Annotated in this window: 22 protein-coding genes; 16 read left to right on the top strand and 6 right to left on the bottom strand. The window is 71.4% G+C overall.

The window, feature by feature from the left end; genetic code table 11:
- Nucleotides 1–100: 100 nt before the first annotated feature.
- On the bottom strand, nt 101–1,660 hold the full coding sequence (locus V6S66_RS00245; RefSeq protein ID WP_334204775.1) for an adenylate/guanylate cyclase domain-containing protein: 1,560 nt from the start codon (nt 1,658–1,660) through the stop codon (nt 101–103).
- A gap of 52 nt (nt 1,661–1,712) precedes the next feature.
- On the opposite strand from V6S66_RS00245, the gene V6S66_RS00240 reads away from it, so the two are divergent.
- Together V6S66_RS00240 and V6S66_RS00235 are read left to right on the top strand one after the other, a co-directional pair.
- Nucleotides 1,713–2,780: an aldo/keto reductase gene (locus tag V6S66_RS00240; RefSeq protein ID WP_334204774.1), complete on the top strand. Its 1,068-nt coding sequence runs from the start codon at nt 1,713–1,715 to the stop codon at nt 2,778–2,780.
- A gap of 25 nt (nt 2,781–2,805) precedes the next feature.
- The gene (locus V6S66_RS00235; protein WP_334204773.1) at nt 2,806–3,315 is read left to right on the top strand and encodes a mycothiol transferase; all 510 of its coding nucleotides are present in this window, start codon (nt 2,806–2,808) and stop codon (nt 3,313–3,315) included.
- 8 nt (nt 3,316–3,323) lie between these two features.
- On the opposite strand, the gene V6S66_RS00230 is transcribed toward V6S66_RS00235, so the two are convergent.
- Nucleotides 3,324–3,941 carry an LON peptidase substrate-binding domain-containing protein gene (locus V6S66_RS00230; protein WP_334204772.1) on the bottom strand — a complete coding sequence of 206 codons (618 nt, stop codon included), beginning with the start codon at nt 3,939–3,941 and terminating at the stop codon, nt 3,324–3,326.
- 286 nt (nt 3,942–4,227) lie between these two features.
- Between V6S66_RS00230 and rpsF the strand changes: the two genes are divergently transcribed.
- The 9 genes from rpsF (at nt 4,228) to V6S66_RS00185 (ending at nt 11,126) form a co-directional block, all read left to right on the top strand.
- Entirely contained in the window at nt 4,228–4,518 is a 291-nt protein-coding gene (gene rpsF, locus V6S66_RS00225) for a 30S ribosomal protein S6 (RefSeq protein ID WP_334207198.1), read from the top strand.
- 93 nt (nt 4,519–4,611) lie between these two features.
- Nucleotides 4,612–5,163: a single-stranded DNA-binding protein gene (locus V6S66_RS00220; protein WP_334204771.1), complete on the top strand. Its 552-nt coding sequence runs from the start codon at nt 4,612–4,614 to the stop codon at nt 5,161–5,163.
- A 59-nt stretch (nt 5,164–5,222) separates the two neighbouring features.
- Nucleotides 5,223–5,459 (top strand): 30S ribosomal protein S18, encoded by a 237-nt coding sequence (gene rpsR / locus V6S66_RS00215; protein WP_334204770.1) that lies wholly within the window; start codon nt 5,223–5,225, stop codon nt 5,457–5,459.
- Between the two features lie 18 nt (nt 5,460–5,477).
- On the top strand, nt 5,478–5,924 hold the full coding sequence (rplI, locus tag V6S66_RS00210) for a 50S ribosomal protein L9 (RefSeq protein ID WP_334204769.1): 447 nt from the start codon (nt 5,478–5,480) through the stop codon (nt 5,922–5,924).
- A 76-nt stretch (nt 5,925–6,000) separates the two neighbouring features.
- Nucleotides 6,001–7,563 carry an ABC transporter substrate-binding protein gene (locus V6S66_RS00205; RefSeq protein WP_334204768.1) on the top strand — a complete coding sequence of 521 codons (1,563 nt, stop codon included), beginning with the start codon at nt 6,001–6,003 and terminating at the stop codon, nt 7,561–7,563.
- Nucleotides 7,564–7,950: 387 nt separating this feature from the next.
- Complete coding sequence (gene dnaB, locus V6S66_RS00200) at nt 7,951–9,369, top strand: replicative DNA helicase (protein ID WP_334204767.1); 1,419 nt, start codon at nt 7,951–7,953, stop codon at nt 9,367–9,369.
- 66 nt (nt 9,370–9,435) lie between these two features.
- Entirely contained in the window at nt 9,436–9,696 is a 261-nt protein-coding gene (locus V6S66_RS00195; protein WP_334204766.1) for a hypothetical protein, read from the top strand.
- Nucleotides 9,697–9,744: 48 nt separating this feature from the next.
- Nucleotides 9,745–10,584: an SDR family NAD(P)-dependent oxidoreductase gene (locus V6S66_RS00190; protein ID WP_334204765.1), complete on the top strand. Its 840-nt coding sequence runs from the start codon at nt 9,745–9,747 to the stop codon at nt 10,582–10,584.
- Entirely contained in the window at nt 10,584–11,126 is a 543-nt protein-coding gene (locus V6S66_RS00185; RefSeq protein WP_334204764.1) for a TetR/AcrR family transcriptional regulator, read from the top strand. Before V6S66_RS00190 ends, V6S66_RS00185 begins: the two co-directional genes overlap by 1 nt.
- A gap of 9 nt (nt 11,127–11,135) precedes the next feature.
- Here the strand turns inward: V6S66_RS00185 and V6S66_RS00180 are convergent, their stop codons facing one another.
- Nucleotides 11,136–11,630: an FBP domain-containing protein gene (locus tag V6S66_RS00180; RefSeq protein WP_334204763.1), complete on the bottom strand. Its 495-nt coding sequence runs from the start codon at nt 11,628–11,630 to the stop codon at nt 11,136–11,138.
- A gap of 54 nt (nt 11,631–11,684) precedes the next feature.
- On the opposite strand from V6S66_RS00180, the gene V6S66_RS00175 reads away from it, so the two are divergent.
- Both V6S66_RS00175 and V6S66_RS00170 read left to right on the top strand, forming a co-directional pair.
- Nucleotides 11,685–12,257: a TetR/AcrR family transcriptional regulator gene (locus V6S66_RS00175; RefSeq protein ID WP_334204762.1), complete on the top strand. Its 573-nt coding sequence runs from the start codon at nt 11,685–11,687 to the stop codon at nt 12,255–12,257.
- A 25-nt stretch (nt 12,258–12,282) separates the two neighbouring features.
- Nucleotides 12,283–13,392 carry an S-layer homology domain-containing protein gene (locus tag V6S66_RS00170; RefSeq protein ID WP_334204761.1) on the top strand — a complete coding sequence of 370 codons (1,110 nt, stop codon included), beginning with the start codon at nt 12,283–12,285 and terminating at the stop codon, nt 13,390–13,392.
- A gap of 146 nt (nt 13,393–13,538) precedes the next feature.
- On the opposite strand, the gene V6S66_RS00165 is transcribed toward V6S66_RS00170, so the two are convergent.
- The 3 genes from V6S66_RS00165 to V6S66_RS00155 form a co-directional block, all read right to left on the bottom strand.
- Nucleotides 13,539–14,564, bottom strand: coding sequence for an adenylate/guanylate cyclase domain-containing protein (locus V6S66_RS00165; protein ID WP_334204760.1), 1,026 nt, complete (start codon nt 14,562–14,564; stop codon nt 13,539–13,541).
- On the bottom strand, nt 14,557–14,958 hold the full coding sequence (locus V6S66_RS00160) for a Crp/Fnr family transcriptional regulator (RefSeq protein ID WP_334204759.1): 402 nt from the start codon (nt 14,956–14,958) through the stop codon (nt 14,557–14,559). The genes V6S66_RS00165 and V6S66_RS00160 overlap by 8 nt, the downstream gene beginning before the upstream one ends.
- Nucleotides 14,959–15,070: 112 nt before the next feature.
- Nucleotides 15,071–16,555, bottom strand: a complete 1,485-nt coding sequence (locus V6S66_RS00155; protein WP_334204758.1) for a hypothetical protein — start codon at nt 16,553–16,555, stop codon at nt 15,071–15,073.
- Nucleotides 16,556–16,559: 4 nt separating this feature from the next.
- Between V6S66_RS00155 and V6S66_RS00150 the strand changes: the two genes are divergently transcribed.
- The 3 genes from V6S66_RS00150 to V6S66_RS00140 all read left to right on the top strand — a co-directional run bounded on the left by V6S66_RS00150 (nt 16,560) and on the right by V6S66_RS00140 (nt 19,757).
- Nucleotides 16,560–17,228, top strand: a complete 669-nt coding sequence (locus V6S66_RS00150; RefSeq protein ID WP_334204757.1) for a DedA family protein — start codon at nt 16,560–16,562, stop codon at nt 17,226–17,228.
- A 2-nt stretch (nt 17,229–17,230) separates the two neighbouring features.
- Nucleotides 17,231–18,109, top strand: a complete 879-nt coding sequence (locus tag V6S66_RS00145; protein ID WP_334204756.1) for an ABC transporter substrate-binding protein — start codon at nt 17,231–17,233, stop codon at nt 18,107–18,109.
- Nucleotides 18,110–18,302: 193 nt separating this feature from the next.
- Nucleotides 18,303–19,757 carry an NAD-dependent succinate-semialdehyde dehydrogenase gene (locus V6S66_RS00140; RefSeq protein WP_334204755.1) on the top strand — a complete coding sequence of 485 codons (1,455 nt, stop codon included), beginning with the start codon at nt 18,303–18,305 and terminating at the stop codon, nt 19,755–19,757.
- Nucleotides 19,758–19,880 lie beyond the last annotated feature (123 nt).

Here is a 19,880-nt window from a genome sequence, read left to right as displayed (position 1 = left end):
ACAGGAGAGACTTTGTTGGCGGCTGTGGACCAACAAAGTCACTCCTGACCACCAACAAAGTCTCTCGTGACCACCAATAAACTCTCTCGCGAGCGGAACGTCAGGCCTCGGGGGCGGAGGCGAGGATCGCGACGGGGGTGGGGTCGGTGCGGCCGCGGAGCGTGACGGGGTCGGAGGTGACCCAGCGCTTCGCCTCGTCGGGCTCGGCGTCGCCGGCGGCCTCGACCGAGGCCTGCATGACCAGCACGTGGCCGGTGACCTCCTTGGCGAGGTCGGTCAGGCGCGACGCGGAGTTCACGGCGTCGCCGATCACGGTGTACTCGAAGCGCGACTCGTCGCCGATGTTGCCCGCGACGACCTCGCCGGTGGCCACCCCGATGCCGGCTCCGACCTCGGGCACCTCAGCCGTGAGCCGCTCGGCCATGGCCCGCGCCGCCGCGAGGGCCTGCGCCGCGTGGTCGTCGTCGGCGACGGGTGCGCCGAAGATCGCGAGCACCGCGTCACCCATGAACTTGTTGACCAGGCCCTTGTGGCGGTCGACCTCCTCGACGACGACCCCGAAGAACCGGTTGAGCACGCCGACGACCTCGGCCGGCGAGTGCTCGGTGGCGTAGGTCGTGGACGACACGAGGTCGACGAACAGCACCGACACGACGCGGGTCTCCCCGCCGAGCTCGACCTCGCCGCGGGCCGCCGCCTCGGCGACCTCGCGCCCGACGTGCCGGCCGAACATGTCGCGAATGACCTCGCGCTCGCGGAGCCCCTGGGCCATGTCGTTGAACCCTGCCTGGAGCGTGCCGAGCTCGGTGCCGTCGTACACGACCACGGCGACGTCGTAGTCGCCGTCGCGCACGCGGGTGAGGGCGTCGGTGACCGACTGCAGGGGGTTGACGACCGAGCGCGCGGTCAGGTCGGTCACGAGCAGGCCGAAGGCGAGGATGATGCCGGACAGCCCCAGCACGACGATCGCGAACTGGGTCGTGCGGGCCTGCGGCGAGGTCAGGACGACGATCGCGCCGACCACGAGACCCAGGGTCGGGGCAGCGGTGCCGAGTCCCCAGAAGATCAGCATCCGACGCTGCACGCCCATGCGCCCGCGACGCAGGTCCTCCTTGCCGTCGAGCGCACGCGCCGCGACGGGCCGCAGGATGAACTCGGCGATCAGGTACGCGATCGTGGTGACCACCAGGCCGGCGATCACGACCGCGAACGCGACGCTGATGACGGCGCGCGGCTGGTAGGCGATCGCCAGGATCGGGTAGAGGACCGCGGCGACGGCCCAGAGCACCGCCTGCATCGCGCTGAGCCGCCACGGCAGGCGCAGCGCCGCCTGCCGCTCCTCGTCGGACGGCTCCTCGTCGTTGAGCGCCCACCGCAGTCCGCGGATCGCGCTGACCGTGCCGTACGTGGCGCCGAACAGCACCGCGACCAGCACGTACGTCGGCGTGGCGATGGCCATCGCGATGCCGAACTCCCGGTTGACGTCCTCGCCGGGGACGATCACGAGCGTGAGGGCCGCGACGATGACCGCGCCGATGACGTTGGTGACCACGAGCAGGACGGTCAGCAGGAGCTGCACCCGGACCCGGAGGCGTCGGGACCCCTGGTCGGCGGGGCCGAGCAACCACGACCCGAAGGCCGACGAGTGCTGCATCGCCATGGGTGTCCGTCCGTTCGTGCGCCACCTTCGTGACGGCGCTAGCGTCGATCCTATGAGCGAGGAGCGTTATTACGCGGACAAGGTTCCCGAGACACATCAGCCGTGGGTCGCCGCGGCCGATCGGTACCAGCACCTGGAGTACCGACGGGTGGGCGACAGCGGCCTGCTGCTGCCCCCGATCTCGCTGGGACTGTGGTGGAACTTCGGCGACGACCGACCCTTCGCGACCCAGCGCGAGATCCTGCGGCACGCGTTCGACCGGGGCGTCACGCACTTCGACCTGGCGAACAACTACGGCCCGCCGTACGGCTCGGCCGAGGAGAACTTCGGGCGCATGATGCGTACGGACTTCAAGCCGTACCGGCACGAGCTCGTGCTCTCCAGCAAGGCCGGCTGGGACATGTATCCCGGCCCCTACGGCAAGCTCGGCAGTCGCAAGCACGTGCTGAACAGCCTCGAGGAGTCGCTGCAGCGCATGAGCGTCGACCACGTCGACATCTTCTACTCGCACCGCGCCGACCCGGGCACGCCCGTGGCCGAGACGATCGGTGCGCTCGACACCGCGGTGCGCCAGGGCAAGGCGCTCTACGCCGGTATCTCGTCGTACTCCCCCGAACGCACGGCCGAGGCCGTCGCGATCGCCCGCGACCTCGGCACGCCGCTCGTGATCCACCAGCCGTCGTACTCGATGCTGAACCGCTGGGTCGAGGACGGATTGCTGACGGTGCTGGGCGAGCACGGCCTGGGATCGATCGGTTTCAGTCCGCTGGCGCAGGGGCTCCTGACGTCGAAGTACCTCGGTGACGAGCCCGCCGACCGCGTCGGCCGTGGGTCCTTCACCGACGACGCGGTGACGCCGGAGAACCGGGAGCGCCTGCGGGGTCTGGCCGAGATCGCCGAGGGGCGCGGTCAGTCCCTGGCCCAGCTGGCGATCTCGTGGGTCCTGCGACCCGGCGGCGTCACGTCCGCGCTGATCGGTGCGTCGTCGGTCGAGCAGCTCGACGAGAACCTCGAGGCGGCCGCGCGGACCGACTTCACCGACGAGGAGCTGGCGCGCATCGACGAGCTCGCCGGCACCGACACGGCGATCGATCTCTGGAAGGTCTCGGCGGAGCTGTGAGGGCTGGGCAGTTGAGGGTGGGCCTGTGAACACCGCGCAGCTCCTCGAGGACGGCTTCGGCCGCGTGGTCGAGTCGGTCGAGCGCACGCTCGACGGCCTCGACGACGCCGAGCTGACCCACCGGCCGGCCGCCGACGCGAACTCGATCGCCTGGCTCGTGTGGCACCTCACCCGGGTGCAGGACGACCACCTCGCGGACGCCTTCGACGTCGAGCAGGTCTACACGACCCAGGGCTTCGCCCAGCAGCTCGGCGAGTGCTTCGCGCACGACCCGTCCGACACGGGCTACGGCCACGACGCTGCACAGGTCGCCGCGGTGCGCGCCCCGGCCGAGCTGCTGCTGGAGTACCTCACGGCCGTGCACGCCCAGACCGTCGCGCTCGTCGCCGACGTGTCCGCGTCGGACCTCGACCGGGTCGTCGACGACCGGTGGGACCCGCCGGTCACGCTCGGCGTCCGGCTCGTCAGCGTGCTCGACGACGACCTCGAGCACGCGGGCCAGGCCGCCTATCTCCGCGGGATCCTGCCGCAGTAGCTCCTGAGCTACGAGCCGTGGCGGAACTCGAGCAGCTCGAGCGCCGCTGCGGAGGCCTCGACGGTCTGCTCCAGGAGCTGGCCCACGCTCGTCGCGCGCAGCAGCTCGAGCTGGTCGAGCTCGCCCAGCAGCGAGATGCCGGCGAGCTGCCAGCTCCGCTCGATGGGGTCCTCGCCCAGCGGGGTGTCGGGCGACCACTCGAGGTCGACGAGCTCCGACGCCCGGACGAGGTCGGACCGGATCGCGTCCTCCGCGGCGAACAGGGCGACGTCGAGCTCGTCGTCCCAGACGAGGTCGGGCACGAGCTGGACCTCCGCCTGCGGGAACGGGTCGTCGGGGAGCCAGCGGTCGACCGTGAACCGGCTGCTGCCGTGGGCGATCAGGACGAACGTGTCGCCGTCGGGGGCGACCTGGGCGACGCGCGCCATCGTGCCGATGTCGAAGCGGGTCTCGCCCCCTCCGGCCTCGGTGCCCCGCTCGATCAGCACGACGCCGAAGTCGGCGGGCTCGCGCACGAGCACGGCCTCCAGCATCGCCAGGTAGCGGGGCTCGAAGAGCCGCAGGGGCAGCGGCATCCCCGGCATGAGGGGGCGGGAGAGCGGGAACATCGGGGTCGCGTCCGGCACGCCTCCAGACTAGGCCCGTACCCAGGGCCCGGCAGGGGTGCCGCGCGCGACTCGTGCCTCGCCGCCCCACCGGTTCGTACCTCACCGGTGCCGGGCTCCGCCCGGGCGCGTGTCTCGCTTCGCTCGACCTGTGGTGCCCAGAGACGGGCATCGGCCGCCCGGTGCTGATCGCCAGATTTGGCTGCCGTCCCGGGGTTCCCCTACACTCGGAGGGTTGCCCGTCGGGCAGCACCTCCTGCTGCGGACCGTCCGCAGCCGTTCAGACCGAAGGAGGACGCAAGTGTCCTTGCGTCATTACGAAGTCATGGTCATCCTCGACGCGAGCCTCGATGAGCGCACCGTCGCCCCGAGCCTCGACACCTACCTCAACGTCATCCGTGGCGAGGGTGGCACCGTCGACAACGTCGACGTGTGGGGCAAGCGCCGCCTCGCGTACGAGATCAACAAGAAGAACGAGGGCATCTACGCCGTGCTCGACCTGCAGGCCACGCCGGCCGCGGTCGCCGAGCTCGATCGTCAGCTGGGCCTCAACGAGTCCGTCGTCCGCACGAAGGTCATCCGTCCCGGAGTCGCGTGACGTCTTGACTGTGGACCGGCCCTCGCGGTCTGTCCGACAGTTGAGCCACACTCGACCTCGACCACCCTCACCGGGTCCGAAAGGCTGATCCCCATGGCAGGCGAAACCTCCATCACGCTCGTCGGCAACCTGACGCGCGACCCCGAGCTGCGCTTCACCCCCGCGGGTGCGGCCGTCGCCGACTTCACCGTCGCGTCGACCTCGCGCACGTTCGACCGTCAGACCAACGAGTGGAAGGACGGCGACACGCTGTTCATCCGCTGCTCGGCCTGGCGCCAGCTGGCCGAGAACGTGGCCGGCTCGCTCACCAAGGGCACGCGCGTCATCGTCACGGGCCCGCTCAAGGTCCGCGAGTACGAGCGGTCCGACGGCGGTCGCGGCACCAGCGTCGAGATGACCGTCGACGAGGTCGGCCCCTCGCTGCGCAACGCGACCGTCCAGGTCCAGCGCGTGCAGCGCAGTGGCGGCGGCGACGGTGGCGGCTTCGGCGGCGGAGCCGGCGGCGGGGGTGGCGCGAGCCGTCCCGGCGGCGGCAACGACGCCTGGGGCGGTGCCAAGCCGGCCAACGGTGGTGGTGGCGGCGCGAGTGCCGCGCCCGCCGACGACCCCTGGGGTGGTGGCGGCTCGTCCGAGCCCCCCTTCTGATCAGTCCGACTGATCAGCCTCACCTCGAACACACTTTCAGCAAGAAATTCAGGAGCATCATGGCTAAGCCCGTCATCCGCGCGCCGAAGAAGAAGAGCAACCCGCTCAAGGCCGCCAACGTCACCACGATCGACTACAAGGACACCCCGCTGCTGCGCAAGTTCATCTCCGACCGCGGCAAGATCCGCGCTCGTCGCGTCACCGGCGTGTCCGTCCAGGAGCAGCGTCAGATCGCCAAGGCGATCAAGAACGCGCGTGAGATGGCGCTGCTGCCCTACACCGCCAGCGGCCGCTGAGCGAAGGAGAACTGACTCATGAAGCTCATCCTCACGCACGAGGTCACGAACCTCGGTGGACCCGGCGACATCGTCGAGGTCAAGGACGGCTACGGCCGTAACTTCCTGCTGCCGCGCAACTTCGCGATCCGCTGGAGCAAGGGCGCGGCCCGTCAGGTCGAGTCCATCAAGGCCGGTCGCGATGCCCGGGCCATCCACGACCTCGACGACGCTCGCGCGCTGAAGGGTCGCCTCGAGGGCGGCACCATCAACGTGCCCGTCCGCGCCGGCGAGAGCGGACGCCTGTTCGGCGCCGTCACCGTCGCCGACATCGCCTCGGCCATCGCCGACCAGGCCGGTGCGGTCGACAAGCGTCGCATCGAGATCGGTAACCCGATCAAGGCGCTGGGAGCCCACACCGTCGCGGTGCGTCTGCACCCCGAGGTCGCTGCCACGGTCAAGCTCAACGTGGTCGCCTCCAAGTAGCTCGCCCATCAGCACGGTGAACACGACGTCACGCCCCGGCCGACACCTGTCAGCCGGGGCGTGTCGCCGTGCCGTCGTGCTGCTGCTCGTCGCCCTGCTCGCGCTGGCCGCCTGTGGGTCCGATCCCGACACGCTCGAGGTCGATCGCGCCGACGTGCGCGACGGCGGCACCCTGCAGCTCGCCGTCGACGCGATGCCCTCGACGTTCAACCCGTGGGCCGCTCCGGTCGGCGACACCGCGGTGACCGTGCTCGAGCCCACGCGGGGTAGCGCCGTCAAGATCGCCGACGACGGCAGCTGGAGCGTCGACGAGCGGTACGCCACCTCGGTCGAGATCGCCTCCGCCGAGCCGTTCGCGGTCAACGTCTCCCTCAACCCCGAGGCGGTCTGGTCCGACGGCTCGCCGATCGAGGTCACCGACATGCAGGCCTTCGTCGCGGCGCAGCTCGCGATCGGCGGCCAGGCGGTGGCCGACCTCGACCGGTGGTCGGTCGTCGCCGCCGTGGTGCCCGGCGCCGACCAGTGGTCGTACACGGTGCAGTTCACCCGCCCCACGTCCGACTGGCCCGCCCTGATCTACCCAGGTCTCCCGGCCGAGGCCACCGCTGCGGAGTCGTACAACGCCTTCGCGGACGTCGCACCGCCCAGCAACGGACCGTTCGTCGTGGCCGACATCGATCGTGACGCCGCGGTCGTGCGCCTGGAGCGCAATCCGCAGTGGTGGGGCGACACCCCGGCCCTCGACGCGATCGAGTACCGGGCCCTCGGCCCCCAGTCGCAGGCCGACGCCTACGCCGCGGGCGAGCTCGACGCGATCGAGCTGGTGCCGGCCGGCGCCGAGGCGGTCGACGACGGTGTCGTCTCCACCTCGCCGGGCCACGAGTGGAGCAATCTCACCCTGAACGCGGCCCGCGGCCCGCTCACGTCGCCGGCCGTGCGTCAGGCCGTCGCCCTCGCACTGGACCGCCAGGACCTGGTCGAGGTCACGAGTCCCGACGCGCAGCTCGCCGGCAGCTACGTCACCGTCCCGGGCCAGGAGGGGCACGTCGACACCGTCAGCGACGCCCTGAAGCGCGATCCGGAGCAGGCCCGCGCCCTGATCGGGTCGGCCGGGTACGCGCCGGCGGGCGACGGGTGGACGGGTCCCGACGGTGCGCCGTTGACGCTGCGACTCGCAGTGCCCCAGGGCAACGAGGCGGTCGCCACGCGCGCCGAGGCCATCCAGGATGACCTGGCCGACGTCGGCATCAAGGTCACGGTCGAGCCCCGCGCGGCCGACACCTTCTTCAGCGAGGTCGTGGTGCCGCTCGATTTCGACCTCGTGACGTTCCTGTGGTCGACCGACCCGTTCGACACCACCGACACCGTCGCCCGGGTGCAACCGGTCGACGGCCCGATGAACTTCACGGGTCTCGCCGATCCCGCGGTCGCCCAGGCTGCCGCCGGGCTCCTCCAGGCCACTGACCCGGCCGCGTTCGCGGCGGCCGCGGCGGCCTTCGACTCCGCCGTCCTCGCCACGTACGTGCTGATCCCGCTGGTAGTCGAGCCGTACGTCCTGGCGGTGGGCGAGGACGTCGTGAACCTCGTGGCACGGCGGTTCGGCTCGACCGACTGGACCACGGTCGGATTCCTCGCCTGACGCTCGGCCTCGGGCCTGCGACGCTGCGTCGGCGTGTCGTGTCGACATGTCTACCCACAGGCAGCGGTGGACGGTCATCCACCGTCAACTTTCTTCGATCCACACCGGTGCACAACGTTTGCGCAGGTCAGGGCACGTGTGCTGCGTCACAAGCCAAAGTTGTCCACACGTTGTCCACGACATGTGCACACAGCGCGCGGCGTGTTGCACAGGTTTTCCACACTTGTCCACAAGGGCTGTGGACGGCGCGCCCGGGAATTGTCCGGACAAGTCGACCGGCACGGCCTCGTCCACCTAGTGTGGGCGCTCGTGTCGGTCGGTTCTGTCCGTGACGGCACCTAGGCTCCGATGGAGCGACTGGGCGACGGCGAGGAAGGACGTGGCGGCATGAGCGTGTCCGATCTCTACCCCTCCGGTGCCGACGAGGAGACCGCGGGCGGGCGCGTCCCGCCGCAGGACGTCGCCGCCGAGCAGAGCGTCCTCGGCGCCATGCTGCTGTCGCGCAACGCGGTCGACCCGGCGATGGACGTGCTCCAGGCGCGCGACTTCTACCGGCCGTCGCACGAGCAGATCTTCGACGTCGTCGTCGACCTTCACGGTCGCGGCGAGCCGGCCGACGCCATCACGGTCGCCGCCGAGCTGCAGCGTCGGGGTGACCTCGCCCGGGTCGGCGGAGCCCCGTACCTCCACACGCTCGTGGCCGGCGTCCCCACGGCGGCCAGCGTCAACTACTACGCGGCCATCGTCCGCGAGAAGGCCGTGCTGCGCCGCCTCGTCGAGGTCGGCACGCGCATCCAGCAGATCGGCTACGACCAGACCGGCGAGGTCGCCGACCTGGTCGACCAGGCGCAGGCCGCCGTGCTCGACGTCGACGGCGCCAAGGGGGCCGACGACTACCGGTCGATGGCCGACCTCATGCCGCAGGCCATCCAGGAGATCGAGGACATCGCGAGCCGCGACGGCGAGATGGCCGGCGTCGAGTCCGGCTTCCCCGAGCTCGACGCGTACACGACCGGCTTCCGGCCCGGCCAGATGGTCGTGGTCGCGGCCCGTCCCGGTGTGGGCAAGTCCACGATCGGCCTCGACTTCGTGCGCGCGGCCTCCATCAAGGGCGACACCCCCAGCGCCATCTTCTCGCTCGAGATGACGGCCGCCGAGATCGCGATGCGCCTGCTCTCGGCCGAGGCCAAGGTCAGCATCTCCCACATGCGCGGCGGCTCGGTCAACAAGTTCGACTGGGACGCGATCAGCCGCACGATGCCCCGGGTCATGAGCGCGCCGATCGTGATCGACGACTCCCCCAACATGACGATGCCCGAGATCCGCTCGAAGGCCCGCCGCATCCAGAAGGAGCATGGCCTCGGGCTGGTCGTCATCGACTACCTGCAGCTCATGACCTCCGGCAAGCGCGTCGAGAACCGTCAGGTCGAGGTCTCGGAGTTCAGCCGCCAGATGAAGCTGCTGGCCAAGGAGCTCGAGGTCCCCATCATCGCGATCAGCCAGCTGAACCGTGGCTCGGAGCAGCGCACCGACAAGACCCCGCAGCTGTCCGACCTGCGTGAGTCCGGCTCGATCGAGCAGGACGCCGACATGGTCATGCTGCTGCACCGCCCCGACATGCAAGGTGGCGGCGAGTCCGAGCGCCCGGGCGAGGCCGACATCATCCTGGCCAAGAACCGCTCGGGCCCGGCGGGCGTCAAGGTCGCGGTCACGTTCCAGGGCCACTACTCGCGCTTCACGCCGATGGCCCGCGACGTCGGCAACGAGGCCGCCGCCGGCGCCGCCGCGGCCGGCGACTTCTTCTGAGCCGCCGCCGGCCAACGGTCGGCCGGGCGCTGGCACCCGTCACCGCCGCCGACTAATCTCGCTCGCATGAGTCGCCATCCCGCGTACCTGACGAGTCTGGTCATCGGCGTGGTCATCGTGTCCTCGCTGGTGGCGGTCGACCCCGGCGCGATCGCGCTGCTCAACGTCGAGTTCCTCACCGTGGCGGGGAGCGTGGCCATGGCCATGACGCGTGCCAACCTCCGCGCTGCGGCTCACTGGCTGCTCGTGACCGACACGGTCGTCATGGTGCGCGTGGGATGGCGGATGACGCGCGAGGACCCGCGCTGCATCGTCGCCGCCGCCTGAGCTGAGACAAACGAGACGCAGCGTCTCGTTTCGGGTATCCTCGGACTCATGAGTTCTTCGGTCTGGTGGATCACGGGGGCCTCGCGGGGCCTGGGTCGCGCACTAGCGGAGGTCGTCGCGGCCCGGGGTGATGTCGCGGTGGCGACGGGCCGCGTGCTGGCGGACCTCCCCTCGGGCGCCGGCATCGTGCCGATGGCGCTCGACGTCACCGACGTCGCGGCGGTCCGGGCGACGGGCGAGCAGATCATGCGTGAGCACGGCCGGCTCGACGTCGTCGTCAACAACGCCGGCTACGGATTCGTCGGCGCGGTCGAGGAGAGCACCGATGGCGATCTTCTCCGCATCCTCGACTCGAACCTGCTCGGCGCCGCCCGGGTCGCGCGGGCAGCACTGCCGCACCTGCGGGCCACCGGGTCCGGGCGGCTGATCTTCGTCTCGACCGTCGGCGCGGTCGGCACGATGCCGCTGCTCGGCCTCTACAACGCCTCGAAGTGGGCGCTCGAGGGCTTGGCGGAGGCGCTCGCCGGTGAGGTCGCGGAGCACGGCGTGCGCGTCAGCATCGTGGAGCCCGGCGGCATCGACACGGCCTGGGGCACGGGCAGCATGCAATTCGCGCATCCCCTCGCGGTGTACGACGGGTTGCGCGAGCGGCAGTTCGGCACCGCCGCCGTCCCCTGGGCGGCCGAGGGCACCGGTGGAGGCACCGCGCCGGCCGACGTGGCGGTAGCGATCGTCGAGCACGCGACGGATCCGGCCGACGAGCGGCTCAGGGTCCTGCTGGGTGACGACGCCCCCGCGATGGTGGCCGCTGCGCTGCAGGCGCGGCTCGACGACTACCGCCGCGACCCGCGCTTCGCCGACGCCGAACGCTCCGGCCAGGGCGCCTGATGGCTCGGGCCAGCACCGTGGTGCGAGTGCACCGCGCGGTGCTCGAGCTCGCCCACGAGGTCGGGGTCGACGGGCTCACGATGGAGGGCCTTGCCGCCGCGGCCGGGACCGGCAAGCAGACCCTCTACCGGAGCTGGTCGTCCCCGGTGCACATCCTGTTCGACGCGCTGCTCGCGGCCTCGGCGAGCCACGACGGACGAGTCGATGTGCCGGACTCGGGCGACCTCGCCCAGGACCTGCGTGATCTCGTGGCCGGCATCGTCGCCGAGCTGACGGACCCGGGTGCGGACGCGCTCATGCGCGACGTGCTGATCCGCCTGCAGGCGTACCCGGACCTGTCGGCCGAGCTGCAGCACCGCCTGCTGGGGCCGCAGACCGCCGCGATCGCCGACCGGTTCCGTCGCGCTGGCGTCGCCGATCCCGAGCAGGTGACCGAGCTCCTGCTCGGACCGATCTTCCATCGCTGGCTCCTGCGCACGGGGCCGTTCACCGCGCCCTGGGGCCGGGCCCACGTGGAGCTCGTGCTGCGCGCGGCCGGCTGACGGACGGACTCAACCGGGATCGAGCACCCGTTCCACGAATGCCGCGACATGGCTGCGGAGCTCCTCGACACGCAGGTCGGGTGCACCGGTGACGGAGCGCTGGTGCGCGAGCAGCGGGCGCCGGGCTCGCCGCGAGCACCCGAAGTCCGCGCACACGTACACGCCCACGCTGTCACCCGAGCGCCCGCGGGCGCCGGCCCGCGGGGCCACGACGAGTCGCGATCCGCCGTCGGCGTCCTGCGTGTGGCACCAGTCGCAGTGGCTGCTGCGCCGGGGGCCCGTGGACTCACCGAGGCGCAGCTCGATCGCGACGAGCTCGTCGGCGATCGGCGCTCCGGCCACGAGGTACGCCCGCAGCGGCGCCTTGGGATCGACCCAGGCGAGGAAGTCACGCTCGTCGGGATCCGCCGGCGGCCACGGCTTCGGGAAGGTGACGGCCGCTGCGCGGCTCCGGGAGGAGTTCACGAACGCGCGACGGACGGCCGTGGGGTCGATCAGGTTCATGAGCCCAAACCTACACCCTGTAGGCAAAGTGACCAGTGCTGTAGTTTAGCGGACGTGCCGCGCGCTGGACTGACCCCCGACCTGATCGTGATCGCTGCGGCGACCCTCGCCGACCGCGACGGCCTCGACCGCGTGACGGTGTCCGCCGTGGCCCGCCTCGTCGGGGTCAAGCCGGCCAGCGTCTACGCCCACCTCGACGGCGCCGACGACCTGCTGAGCCGGGTCACGCAGCTGGCGCTGGCGGAGATGGCGGAGCGGGCCGCTGACGCCGTTGCCGGACGATCGGGCCGCGACGCGCTCGCGGCCTGGGCCCAGGCCTTCCGGACGTACGCGTTCGCGCACCCGGGTCGGTACGCCGCCAGCCACCGGCCCCTGCGCCGCGCGGAGGCACTCGCCGGAGCGGGACCCCGCCACACCGCGCTGTCGGCCTCGATCCTGCGGGGCTACGCCGTGCCGGAGGTCGACCACGTGCACGCCGTACGGCTGCTCGGCGCGACGATCCACGGGTTCCTCGACCTCGAGGCCGCGGGGTCGTTCGACCACAGTGCTCCCCCCGCGGCCGACTCCTGGCCACGGGTCGTCGAGGCGCTCGATGCCGTGCTGCGATCCTGGTCGACCAGCCGCTGAGCCCCGTGGCGTGCAGAATGACCCGGTGAGGATCCTGCGCAGCGCCGTCGCCTTGGCGCTGCTCGGCGTCCTGATGGTCGCAGCACCGGCGTCCGCACGGCTCACCACACTGTGCACGGGGTACGTCGGGTGCGCGCAGGCCGGGTACACCGACCACGGCTACAGCGCCGTGTCGTCGACGATGTACTGGCAGCAGTACGGCGGCCACAACTGCACGAACTACGTGGCCTACCGGATGATCACGACCAACAAGATGTCGCCCACCAAGCCGTGGGTCGGACGCGGCAACGCGCACACATGGGGCCACTACAACGCTGCCATCACCGACGGTGTCCCGGCGGTCGGAGCGGTCGCCTGGTGGGACAGCAACGCGGGGCTGGGCGGTGTGTCCGGACACGTCTCGTACGTCGAGAGGGTCGTCTCGGCGAACGAGATCTGGGTCTCCGACGACAGCGCGAGTGGCGACTTCCACTGGCGCAAGATCACGCGTGACGGCAGCGGGTGGCCCTCGGGCTTCATCCACTTCAAGGACATGGACACCCCCGTGCCGGGCCCGGGCGGTTTCGTCGACGTCACCGAGGACCACACGTTCGCGGCGGACATCGAGTGGCTCTCCACGACGGGCATCACGACGGGCTACACGCGACCGGACCAGTACGTCGAGTTCCGTCCGCAGCAGCCGGTCCTGCGCGAGCAGATGGCCGCCTTCCTCTACCGCCTCATGGGCAAGCCACCGGTCACGGACCTGCCGGCGGAGTCCCCCTTCACCGATGTTCCGACGACCCACACCTTCTACGCCGAGATCGTGTGGCTCTCCCGCTCAGGCGTCTCGACGGGGTACGTCGACGAGGACGGGTCCGCGAGCTTCCGCCCGGAGCAGCCCGTGCTGCGCGAGCAGATGGCGGCCTTCCTGCAGCGCCTCACCGGCGACCCGGCCCCCGCGGTCCCGACGACGCAGGGCTTCGCCGACGTCGGCCTCGACCACACGTTCGTGAGCCACATCGCCTGGCTGGCCACCACCGGCATCACGACCGGGTACGCGTCGCCCGAGGGTCTGCCGACCTTCCGCCCGGAGCAGCCCGTGCTGCGCGAGCAGATGGCGGCCTTCCTGAACCGCTACACCCAGCGGCCCTGACCCACCTCCCCCTCGGGCGGTGAGACAGCGGCCGTCACCACCCTGGGGCGGTGAGTCAGCGACCACTCGCGGCAGCTGAACGGACGCTCACGCACCGCCCGGCCGCGGAATGGTCGCTAGCTCACCGCCCGCCCGGGCGGGCTGGCTCAGTGGCGGGTCTTGGGGTGCTTGAGCGACCACAGCTCGAGGTGCTCGTAGCCCTTGACGGAGGCGCGGGGGGCGCGGCGCACCCGGAAGCGGTCGTCGTGCTGCACGAGCGACGCGAGCTCGGCGTCGAGGAGGGCGCGGCCGGGCCTGGCCACGGAGGTGAGCCGCGAGGCGATGTTGACGACGGGCCCGAAGACGTCGCCGAGCCGCGAGAGCACGGTGCCGTAGGCCGAGCCCACGCGCACCTGCGGGTACGCGCCCTCGACGGTCGGGTCGTCGTCCTCGCGGTCGACCAGCGCCAGGGCGAGCTCGGCGGCGGCGATCGGGTCGGAGACCGTGTAGAGCACCTCGTCGCCGATGGTCTTGATGACCTGTCCGCCCGCCTCCACGACGAGCTCGGAGGTCTCCCGCTCGAACGTCTCGACCATCGCGGCGAGGGCGTCGGTGCTCATCCGCCGGCTCTGCGTCGTGTAGCCCACGATGTCGACGAAGCCGACCGCGAGCGGCGCCGACGACGTGTCGGTCGTGCCCTTCAGCAGCAGGCGGCCCGCCGCGTCGACGAGGTGCCGCCGCCAGATGTAGGACTGAAGGCGCTCGACGACGGGGATGACCTCGGTCAGCACCTCGAGCGGCAGCTCGGTCTCGTCACCACGGGTGATCGCGCCCAGCAGCAAGCGAACCTGCCAGTCGGCCATGCGCGAGAAGGTGGAGCCCATCGTGCGGACCAGGGCGGGCAGCATCGAGGGCTCGAGGAGCTGCAGGTCCACGAGCTCGTCGACGTCGCGCAGGGCGTCGACGTCGGCGTCGGTGAACATCGCGTGGTCGTCGCCGGCCTCGGCGAACCCGAGGGCGCGCCAGAGGTCCTGCGCGGCGTCGAGCTCGACCCCGGCCTGCTCGGCGACCTCGTGCCGGTTCAGTCCCGACCCGTCGTGGCCGAGCAGGTAGGAACCGGCGACCTCGAGCAGGATGCCCGGGTCGAAGGCATGGTCCTGCGACGGATCAGGTGCGTCGGGTCGGTCAGTCACTCGCGAGGCGCTCGGCGGCAGCCTGCTTGAGGGCCTCGCCGAAGCTGGAGTTGTCGGCGCTGAGGTCGGCGATCGCCTCGTCGGTGAAGTGCAGGGCCTTGAGCGGGGTGAGCGCGAAGACCGAGGCGCTGCGCAGCTTCTTGTTGACCAGCGCGATCTCACCGATGACCGAGCCCGGACCGAGCTCGGCGAGGTCGGCGTTGTCCTTGCGGATCACGACCTCGCCCTCGAGGATGATGTAGGCCTTGTCGGCCGGGGTGTTCTCCCACATGAGCGACCACCGCGCGGGCACGTTCACGATCGTGCCGTGCTTGGCGAGCGCACGCACCGTGGTCTCGTCGAAGTCGGTGACCGACTTCAACGCCTCGACGATCTGAGGGTCGAGCTTCGCCATGGATGTTCCTCTCGTTGCCGGTCACGAGGACCGGACGCTTCCCCTCCCCGCCGTGATCTTGTCATCGGTGGGGGGCACTGGCAAGCGACCGTCCGGGCGCCGTCACGCGGTGTCACTGGTACGTGACCAGATCGGGTCTCGGCGCGACGGCCCACGTCTGCTCAGGCGTGAGCATCGGCATGTCCTCGTCGAAGAAGTTCTTCCAGCCCCACGCGATGCCGGGGTCGGCTCCCTGCCGCAGCAGGTTCCACGTGCCGACCTTGCCGCCGGGGGTGCCCTGGCCGTCCACGTGCACCACGACCTGGAGCTCCGGCCGGTCGGTGCGCACGAGCTCGCGGTTCGTGATCATCGACCCGGCGAACTGGTGCAGGACGAACATCTTCTGCGGGAGGCCGTTCTGGCGGGTGAGGTCGGCGAGCCACGCGGCGACGGCGTCGGCCTCGGCGCCGGTGACCGAGCCGATCTGGCGCAGGTGCACCTGGTCGGGAGCCAGGCGCCACTCGGGGTCGAGCGCGAGGCCGACGTGCGGCTCGAGCAGCAGGTCGGTGTAGAGCTTCGCCTGCGTCAGGAAGTCGGTGCGTCCGGGCTGCAGGTCGAGGATCACGTACATCCCGGCGTCGCCGGCGGCGTCGACCCAGGGGCGGATGGTCTCGACGGGCACCTCGCGGGAGTAGTCGCCGTCGGCGCCGATCTCGGCGTCCGCGATCGTGGCGATGATCTCGAAGGCGCCCACGACGGGTCGGTCGCTGATCGGGGTGTACTGGTCGACGGCCTGCTGGGTCCGGACGACCGCGCCGGCCGGATCCTGCTCGCCGAGGACGCCCAGCGCCGGCAGGTCGGGGGATCCGTACAGCGCGACGACGTGACGGCCGGGGAAGATCGTGTGCCCGCCGCCGGGGAGCTCGTCGCCGCTGCGAGCGACCTGGAGGGTGTAGGTCGGGTCGGGCCAGCCGGGTCCGAGCACGACGGTGGGCCGGTCCCCGAGGGATCGCAGCTGCTCGACGACGGCGGGGTCGGTGCGCGGGTCGCCGGTCGGCACGGCCACGACCTCGGCCCCGGCGGCGGTCGTGACGGCGAGGACGTCGGCGGCGGGATCGCGCGTGAGGACGAGCAGGCCCTCGCCGGGGTCCGCGGGCTCAGAGGCGGCCAGGAGGTCGTCGAGCTCCCGGCCGACGTCGGCGGTCGTCGGCGCGGCCACCACCTCGACGCCCAGGTCCGGCGCCGCACCGGGGTCACCGAGGACCACGGCGGACGTGGCGCCGAGCCGTTCCAGCTCCTCGGCCAGGCCGGGCGTCGCGGTCTCGAGGAGCGGCACGCCGTGCCCACCCACGATCTCGGCCACTTCGGCGCCGCCCCCGGCCGGGACGAGCACGACGACGTCGGCCCGGGCGTAGAGCAGACGGCTCACCGAGAGGGCTCGTGCGCCGGGGGACTCGTCGGCCACCACCGTGAGCTGCTCGTCGGGCTGCTGGATCTCGACTGCGGAGGGCGGCACATCGGGCGAGTCCGCACCCGTGCAGCCCTGCGTCGCGGCCAGCAGGGCGACCGCGAGCACCACAGCACAGGCCTGCCGTGCGCGTGCCCCCGTTACGCTCATCGTCGTGACGCTACTCGATCTCGCCGCGACCGACGTGACCGGAACGACCGACGTCGACGGTCTCGCCGGCGTCATGGTCGACCTGATGGACAAGCTCGGACTCCTCGGCGCGGCGATCGCGGTGGGGCTGGACAACCTGTTCCCCCCGATCCCCAGCGAGATCGTCCTCCCGGTCGCGGGCTTCGCGGCGAGCCGCGGCATCTTCTCGCTCGAGGGCGCGCTGTTCGCCACGACGGCCGGCTCGGTCATCGGCGCCGTCATCCTCTACTGGCTCGGGCGTGGCTTCGGACGCGAGCGCGCGATGTGGGTCTTCGCGAAGACCCCGCTCCTCAAGGTCTCCGACCTGGAGCGCACCGAGGCCTGGTTCGCCAAGCACGGCTCGAAGGCGGTCTTCTTCGGACGCATGGTGCCGATCTTCCGCAGCGTCATCTCCCTGCCGGCCGGGGTCGAGAAGATGAACTTCGGGTTCTTCCTGCTCCTCACGACGCTTGGCAGCCTGATCTGGAACTCGATCTTCGTGATCGCCGGCTACCGGCTCGGATCCGACTGGGAGAAGGTCGAGCCGTACGCCGACACCTTCCAGAAGGTCGTCATCGTCGCGGTCCTGGTCGTCGTGATCACCTTCGTCGTGGTCCGCGTGCGCGACCGGCGTCGCACCGGCGAGGCGTCCTGACGGTGCGCGTCGTCTCGCTGCTGCCCTCAGCGACCGAGATCGTCTACGCCCTCGGGGCGCAGGACCGGCTCGTCGGCGTCACCTTCGAGTGCGACGAGCCGGCGTCGGCGCGGGTCGACCACCGGGTGATCGTCTCGGGCCGTGACACCTCGGCGATGGACGTCGCCGCGATCGACGCGTACGTGCGCGCCGAGCTCGCTGCGGGTCGTGACCTCTACACGCTCGACGAGGGCGCGATGGCCGACCTGGACCCGGACGTGATCCTGACCCAGGACCTCTGTCGCGTGTGCGCCGTGCCGACCGGCCAGGTCGACGCCGCGCTCGCCCACCTGCAGTGCCGGGCCGACGTCGTGACGCTCGACCCGATGACGCTTCGCGACGTGCTCGACGGGGTGCGGGTCGTGGGCGACGCGCTCGGTGTGCCCGACGCCGCGGCGGACGTCGTCTCGGCGCTGCAGCAGCGGCTCGACGCGGTGGGCGCGGCGGTCGACGGTCGCCCGCGCCGCCGCACCGCGGTCGTGGAGTGGGTCGACCCGCTGTTCACGGGCGGGCACTGGATCCCCGACCAGGTGGAGGCGGCCGGCGGCGACCCGGTCGGCGGGCACCCGGGCACCGCGTCCGGCCCGACGTCGTGGCACGACCTGCGCCAGGTGCGTCCGGAGGTCGTGCTGGTCGCTCCCTGCGGCTACGGCCTGGAGGGTGCGGCGGAGCAGGCCGAGGTCGTGGCCCGCGAGCTGCCGGACGCCGAGGTCTGGGCGATCGACGGCAACGCGGTCGTGGTGCGGCCGGGACCTCGCCTCGTCGAGGGGGTCGAGGCCATCGCCGCGGTGCTCCACCCGGACGCGATGCCCGCGAGCCACCACGTGCGCCGCATCGTCTGACCGCCGGGCGATCCCGCTGGCTGAGGTGCGAGTGCCCTTCGAGGCTCGTCGCTGGCGCTCCTCGCACCTCAGGACCCGGGACGAGCGAGCCTCGAAGCCTCCTGCACGAACCCTTCGAGGCTCGTCGCTGGCGCTCCTCGCACCTCAGGGACCGGGGAGGCGGGGCGCCCGGGTCCGTCCTAGTCTCGGAACCATGAGTGCTCACGACGCCCTGCCCGAGGTTCCCCAGCAGCTCTTCATCGGCGGAAGCTGGGTCGATGCCGCCGGCGGTGCCACGTTCGCGGTCGAGGACCCCTCCACCGGCGAGGCCATCGCCCACGTCGCCGACGCGACGGTCGAGGACGGCACGGCCGCGCTCGACGCCGCCGTTGCCGCGCAGAAGGACTGGGCCGCCACGCCTCCGCGCGACCGCGGCGAGATCCTGCGCAAGGCGTTCGAGATCGTGACCGAGCGCACCGACGAGCTCGCCACGATCATGACGCTGGAGATGGGCAAGCCGCTCAAGGAGAGCAAGGCCGAGATCGCCTACGGTGCCGAGTTCCTGCGCTGGTTCTCCGAGGAGGCGGTGCGCGTCGCGGGCCGCTACTCGACCGCGCCGAACGGTGCGACGCGCCTGCTCACGCTGAAGCAGCCGGTCGGTCCGGTCCTGGCGATCACGCCGTGGAACTTCCCGCTCGCGATGGGCACGCGCAAGATCGCCCCCGCGATCGCGGCCGGGTGCACGATCGTGGTCAAGCCCGCCGGCCTGACCCCGCTCACGATGCTGTGGCTCGCGCAGGTCCTGGCGGAGGCGGGCCTGCCCGACGGCGTGCTCAACGTCGTCACCACGAAGAGCACCGGCAAGGTCATGGGTCCGCTGATCGCCGATCCCCGGCTGCGGAAGCTGACCTTCACGGGTTCGACCGAGGTCGGGCAGTCCCTGGTCGAGCAGAGCGCGAAGGGCCTGCTGCGCGTCTCGATGGAGCTCGGCGGCAACGCCCCGTTCCTGGTGTTCGACGACGCCGACGTCGACGCCGCGGTCGAGGGCGCGATGCTCGCCAAGATGCGCAACATCGGCGAGGCGTGCACCGCCGCGAACCGGTTCATCGTGCACGCGTCGGTCGCGGAGGAGTTCTCGACCAAGCTCACCGAGCGCATGCAGGGCCTGAAGAGCGGGCCGGGCCTGGAGGACGGGGTCGACGTCGGACCGCTCGTGGAGGAGGCGCAGCGCGACAAGGTCGCCCAGCTCGTCGCCGACGCGGTCGGCAAGGGCGCCACGGTGCGCTGCGGCGGAACCCTCCCGGACGGGCCGGGCTGGTTCTACCCGCCGACCGTGCTGACCGACGTGCCGCTCGACTCCGACCTGCGCACCGAGGAGATCTTCGGCCCGGTCGCCCCGATCTTCACGTTCACCGACGAGGACGAGGCCCTCGCCATGGCGAACGACACCGAGTACGGACTCGTCGCCTACGCGTTCACCCGCGACCACGCCCGCGTGATCCGCGTGTACGAGGGCCTCGAGACCGGCATGGTGGGCATCAACCAGGGCATCGTCTCCAACCCGGCGGCCCCGTTCGGCGGCGTCAAGGCCTCCGGCTTCGGCCGCGAGGGCGGCACCGAGGGCATCGAGGAGTACCTCGAGACCAAGTACGTCGGCCTCGCGTTCTGACCGACGCCCCCGCTCCCGCTGGTTGAGGTGCGAGTGCGCTCTGGCGCGCGAGCCTCGAAACCACCCGTCACCTGACGACGCGCGGTTGCACCGGACTAGCGCCACGGACCCTGGACCTTCGAT

It is taken from the genome of Aeromicrobium sp. Sec7.5, from assembly GCF_036867135.1.
In the GTDB taxonomy this organism is placed as follows: Bacteria; Actinomycetota; Actinomycetes; order Propionibacteriales; family Nocardioidaceae; genus Aeromicrobium.
Note: the sequence above shows the minus strand (reverse complement) of the source record. Positions and strands in the feature narration are given on the sequence as shown.

Coding starts and splice junctions, on each gene's coding strand:
- V6S66_RS00245 (WP_334204775.1), bottom strand. CDS start 1,660: ATGGCGATGCAGCACTCGTCGGCCTTCGGGTCGTGGTTGCTCGGCCCC.
- V6S66_RS00240 (WP_334204774.1), top strand. CDS start 1,713: ATGAGCGAGGAGCGTTATTACGCGGACAAGGTTCCCGAGACACATCAG.
- V6S66_RS00220 (WP_334204771.1), top strand. CDS start 4,612: ATGGCAGGCGAAACCTCCATCACGCTCGTCGGCAACCTGACGCGCGAC.
- rpsR (WP_334204770.1), top strand. CDS start 5,223: ATGGCTAAGCCCGTCATCCGCGCGCCGAAGAAGAAGAGCAACCCGCTC.
- rplI (WP_334204769.1), top strand. CDS start 5,478: ATGAAGCTCATCCTCACGCACGAGGTCACGAACCTCGGTGGACCCGGC.
- dnaB (WP_334204767.1), top strand. CDS start 7,951: ATGAGCGTGTCCGATCTCTACCCCTCCGGTGCCGACGAGGAGACCGCG.
- V6S66_RS00195 (WP_334204766.1), top strand. CDS start 9,436: ATGAGTCGCCATCCCGCGTACCTGACGAGTCTGGTCATCGGCGTGGTC.
- V6S66_RS00190 (WP_334204765.1), top strand. CDS start 9,745: ATGAGTTCTTCGGTCTGGTGGATCACGGGGGCCTCGCGGGGCCTGGGT.
- V6S66_RS00185 (WP_334204764.1), top strand. CDS start 10,584: ATGGCTCGGGCCAGCACCGTGGTGCGAGTGCACCGCGCGGTGCTCGAG.
- V6S66_RS00180 (WP_334204763.1), bottom strand. CDS start 11,630: ATGAACCTGATCGACCCCACGGCCGTCCGTCGCGCGTTCGTGAACTCC.
- V6S66_RS00160 (WP_334204759.1), bottom strand. CDS start 14,958: ATGGCGAAGCTCGACCCTCAGATCGTCGAGGCGTTGAAGTCGGTCACC.
- V6S66_RS00155 (WP_334204758.1), bottom strand. CDS start 16,555: ATGAGCGTAACGGGGGCACGCGCACGGCAGGCCTGTGCTGTGGTGCTC.
- V6S66_RS00140 (WP_334204755.1), top strand. CDS start 18,303: ATGAGTGCTCACGACGCCCTGCCCGAGGTTCCCCAGCAGCTCTTCATC.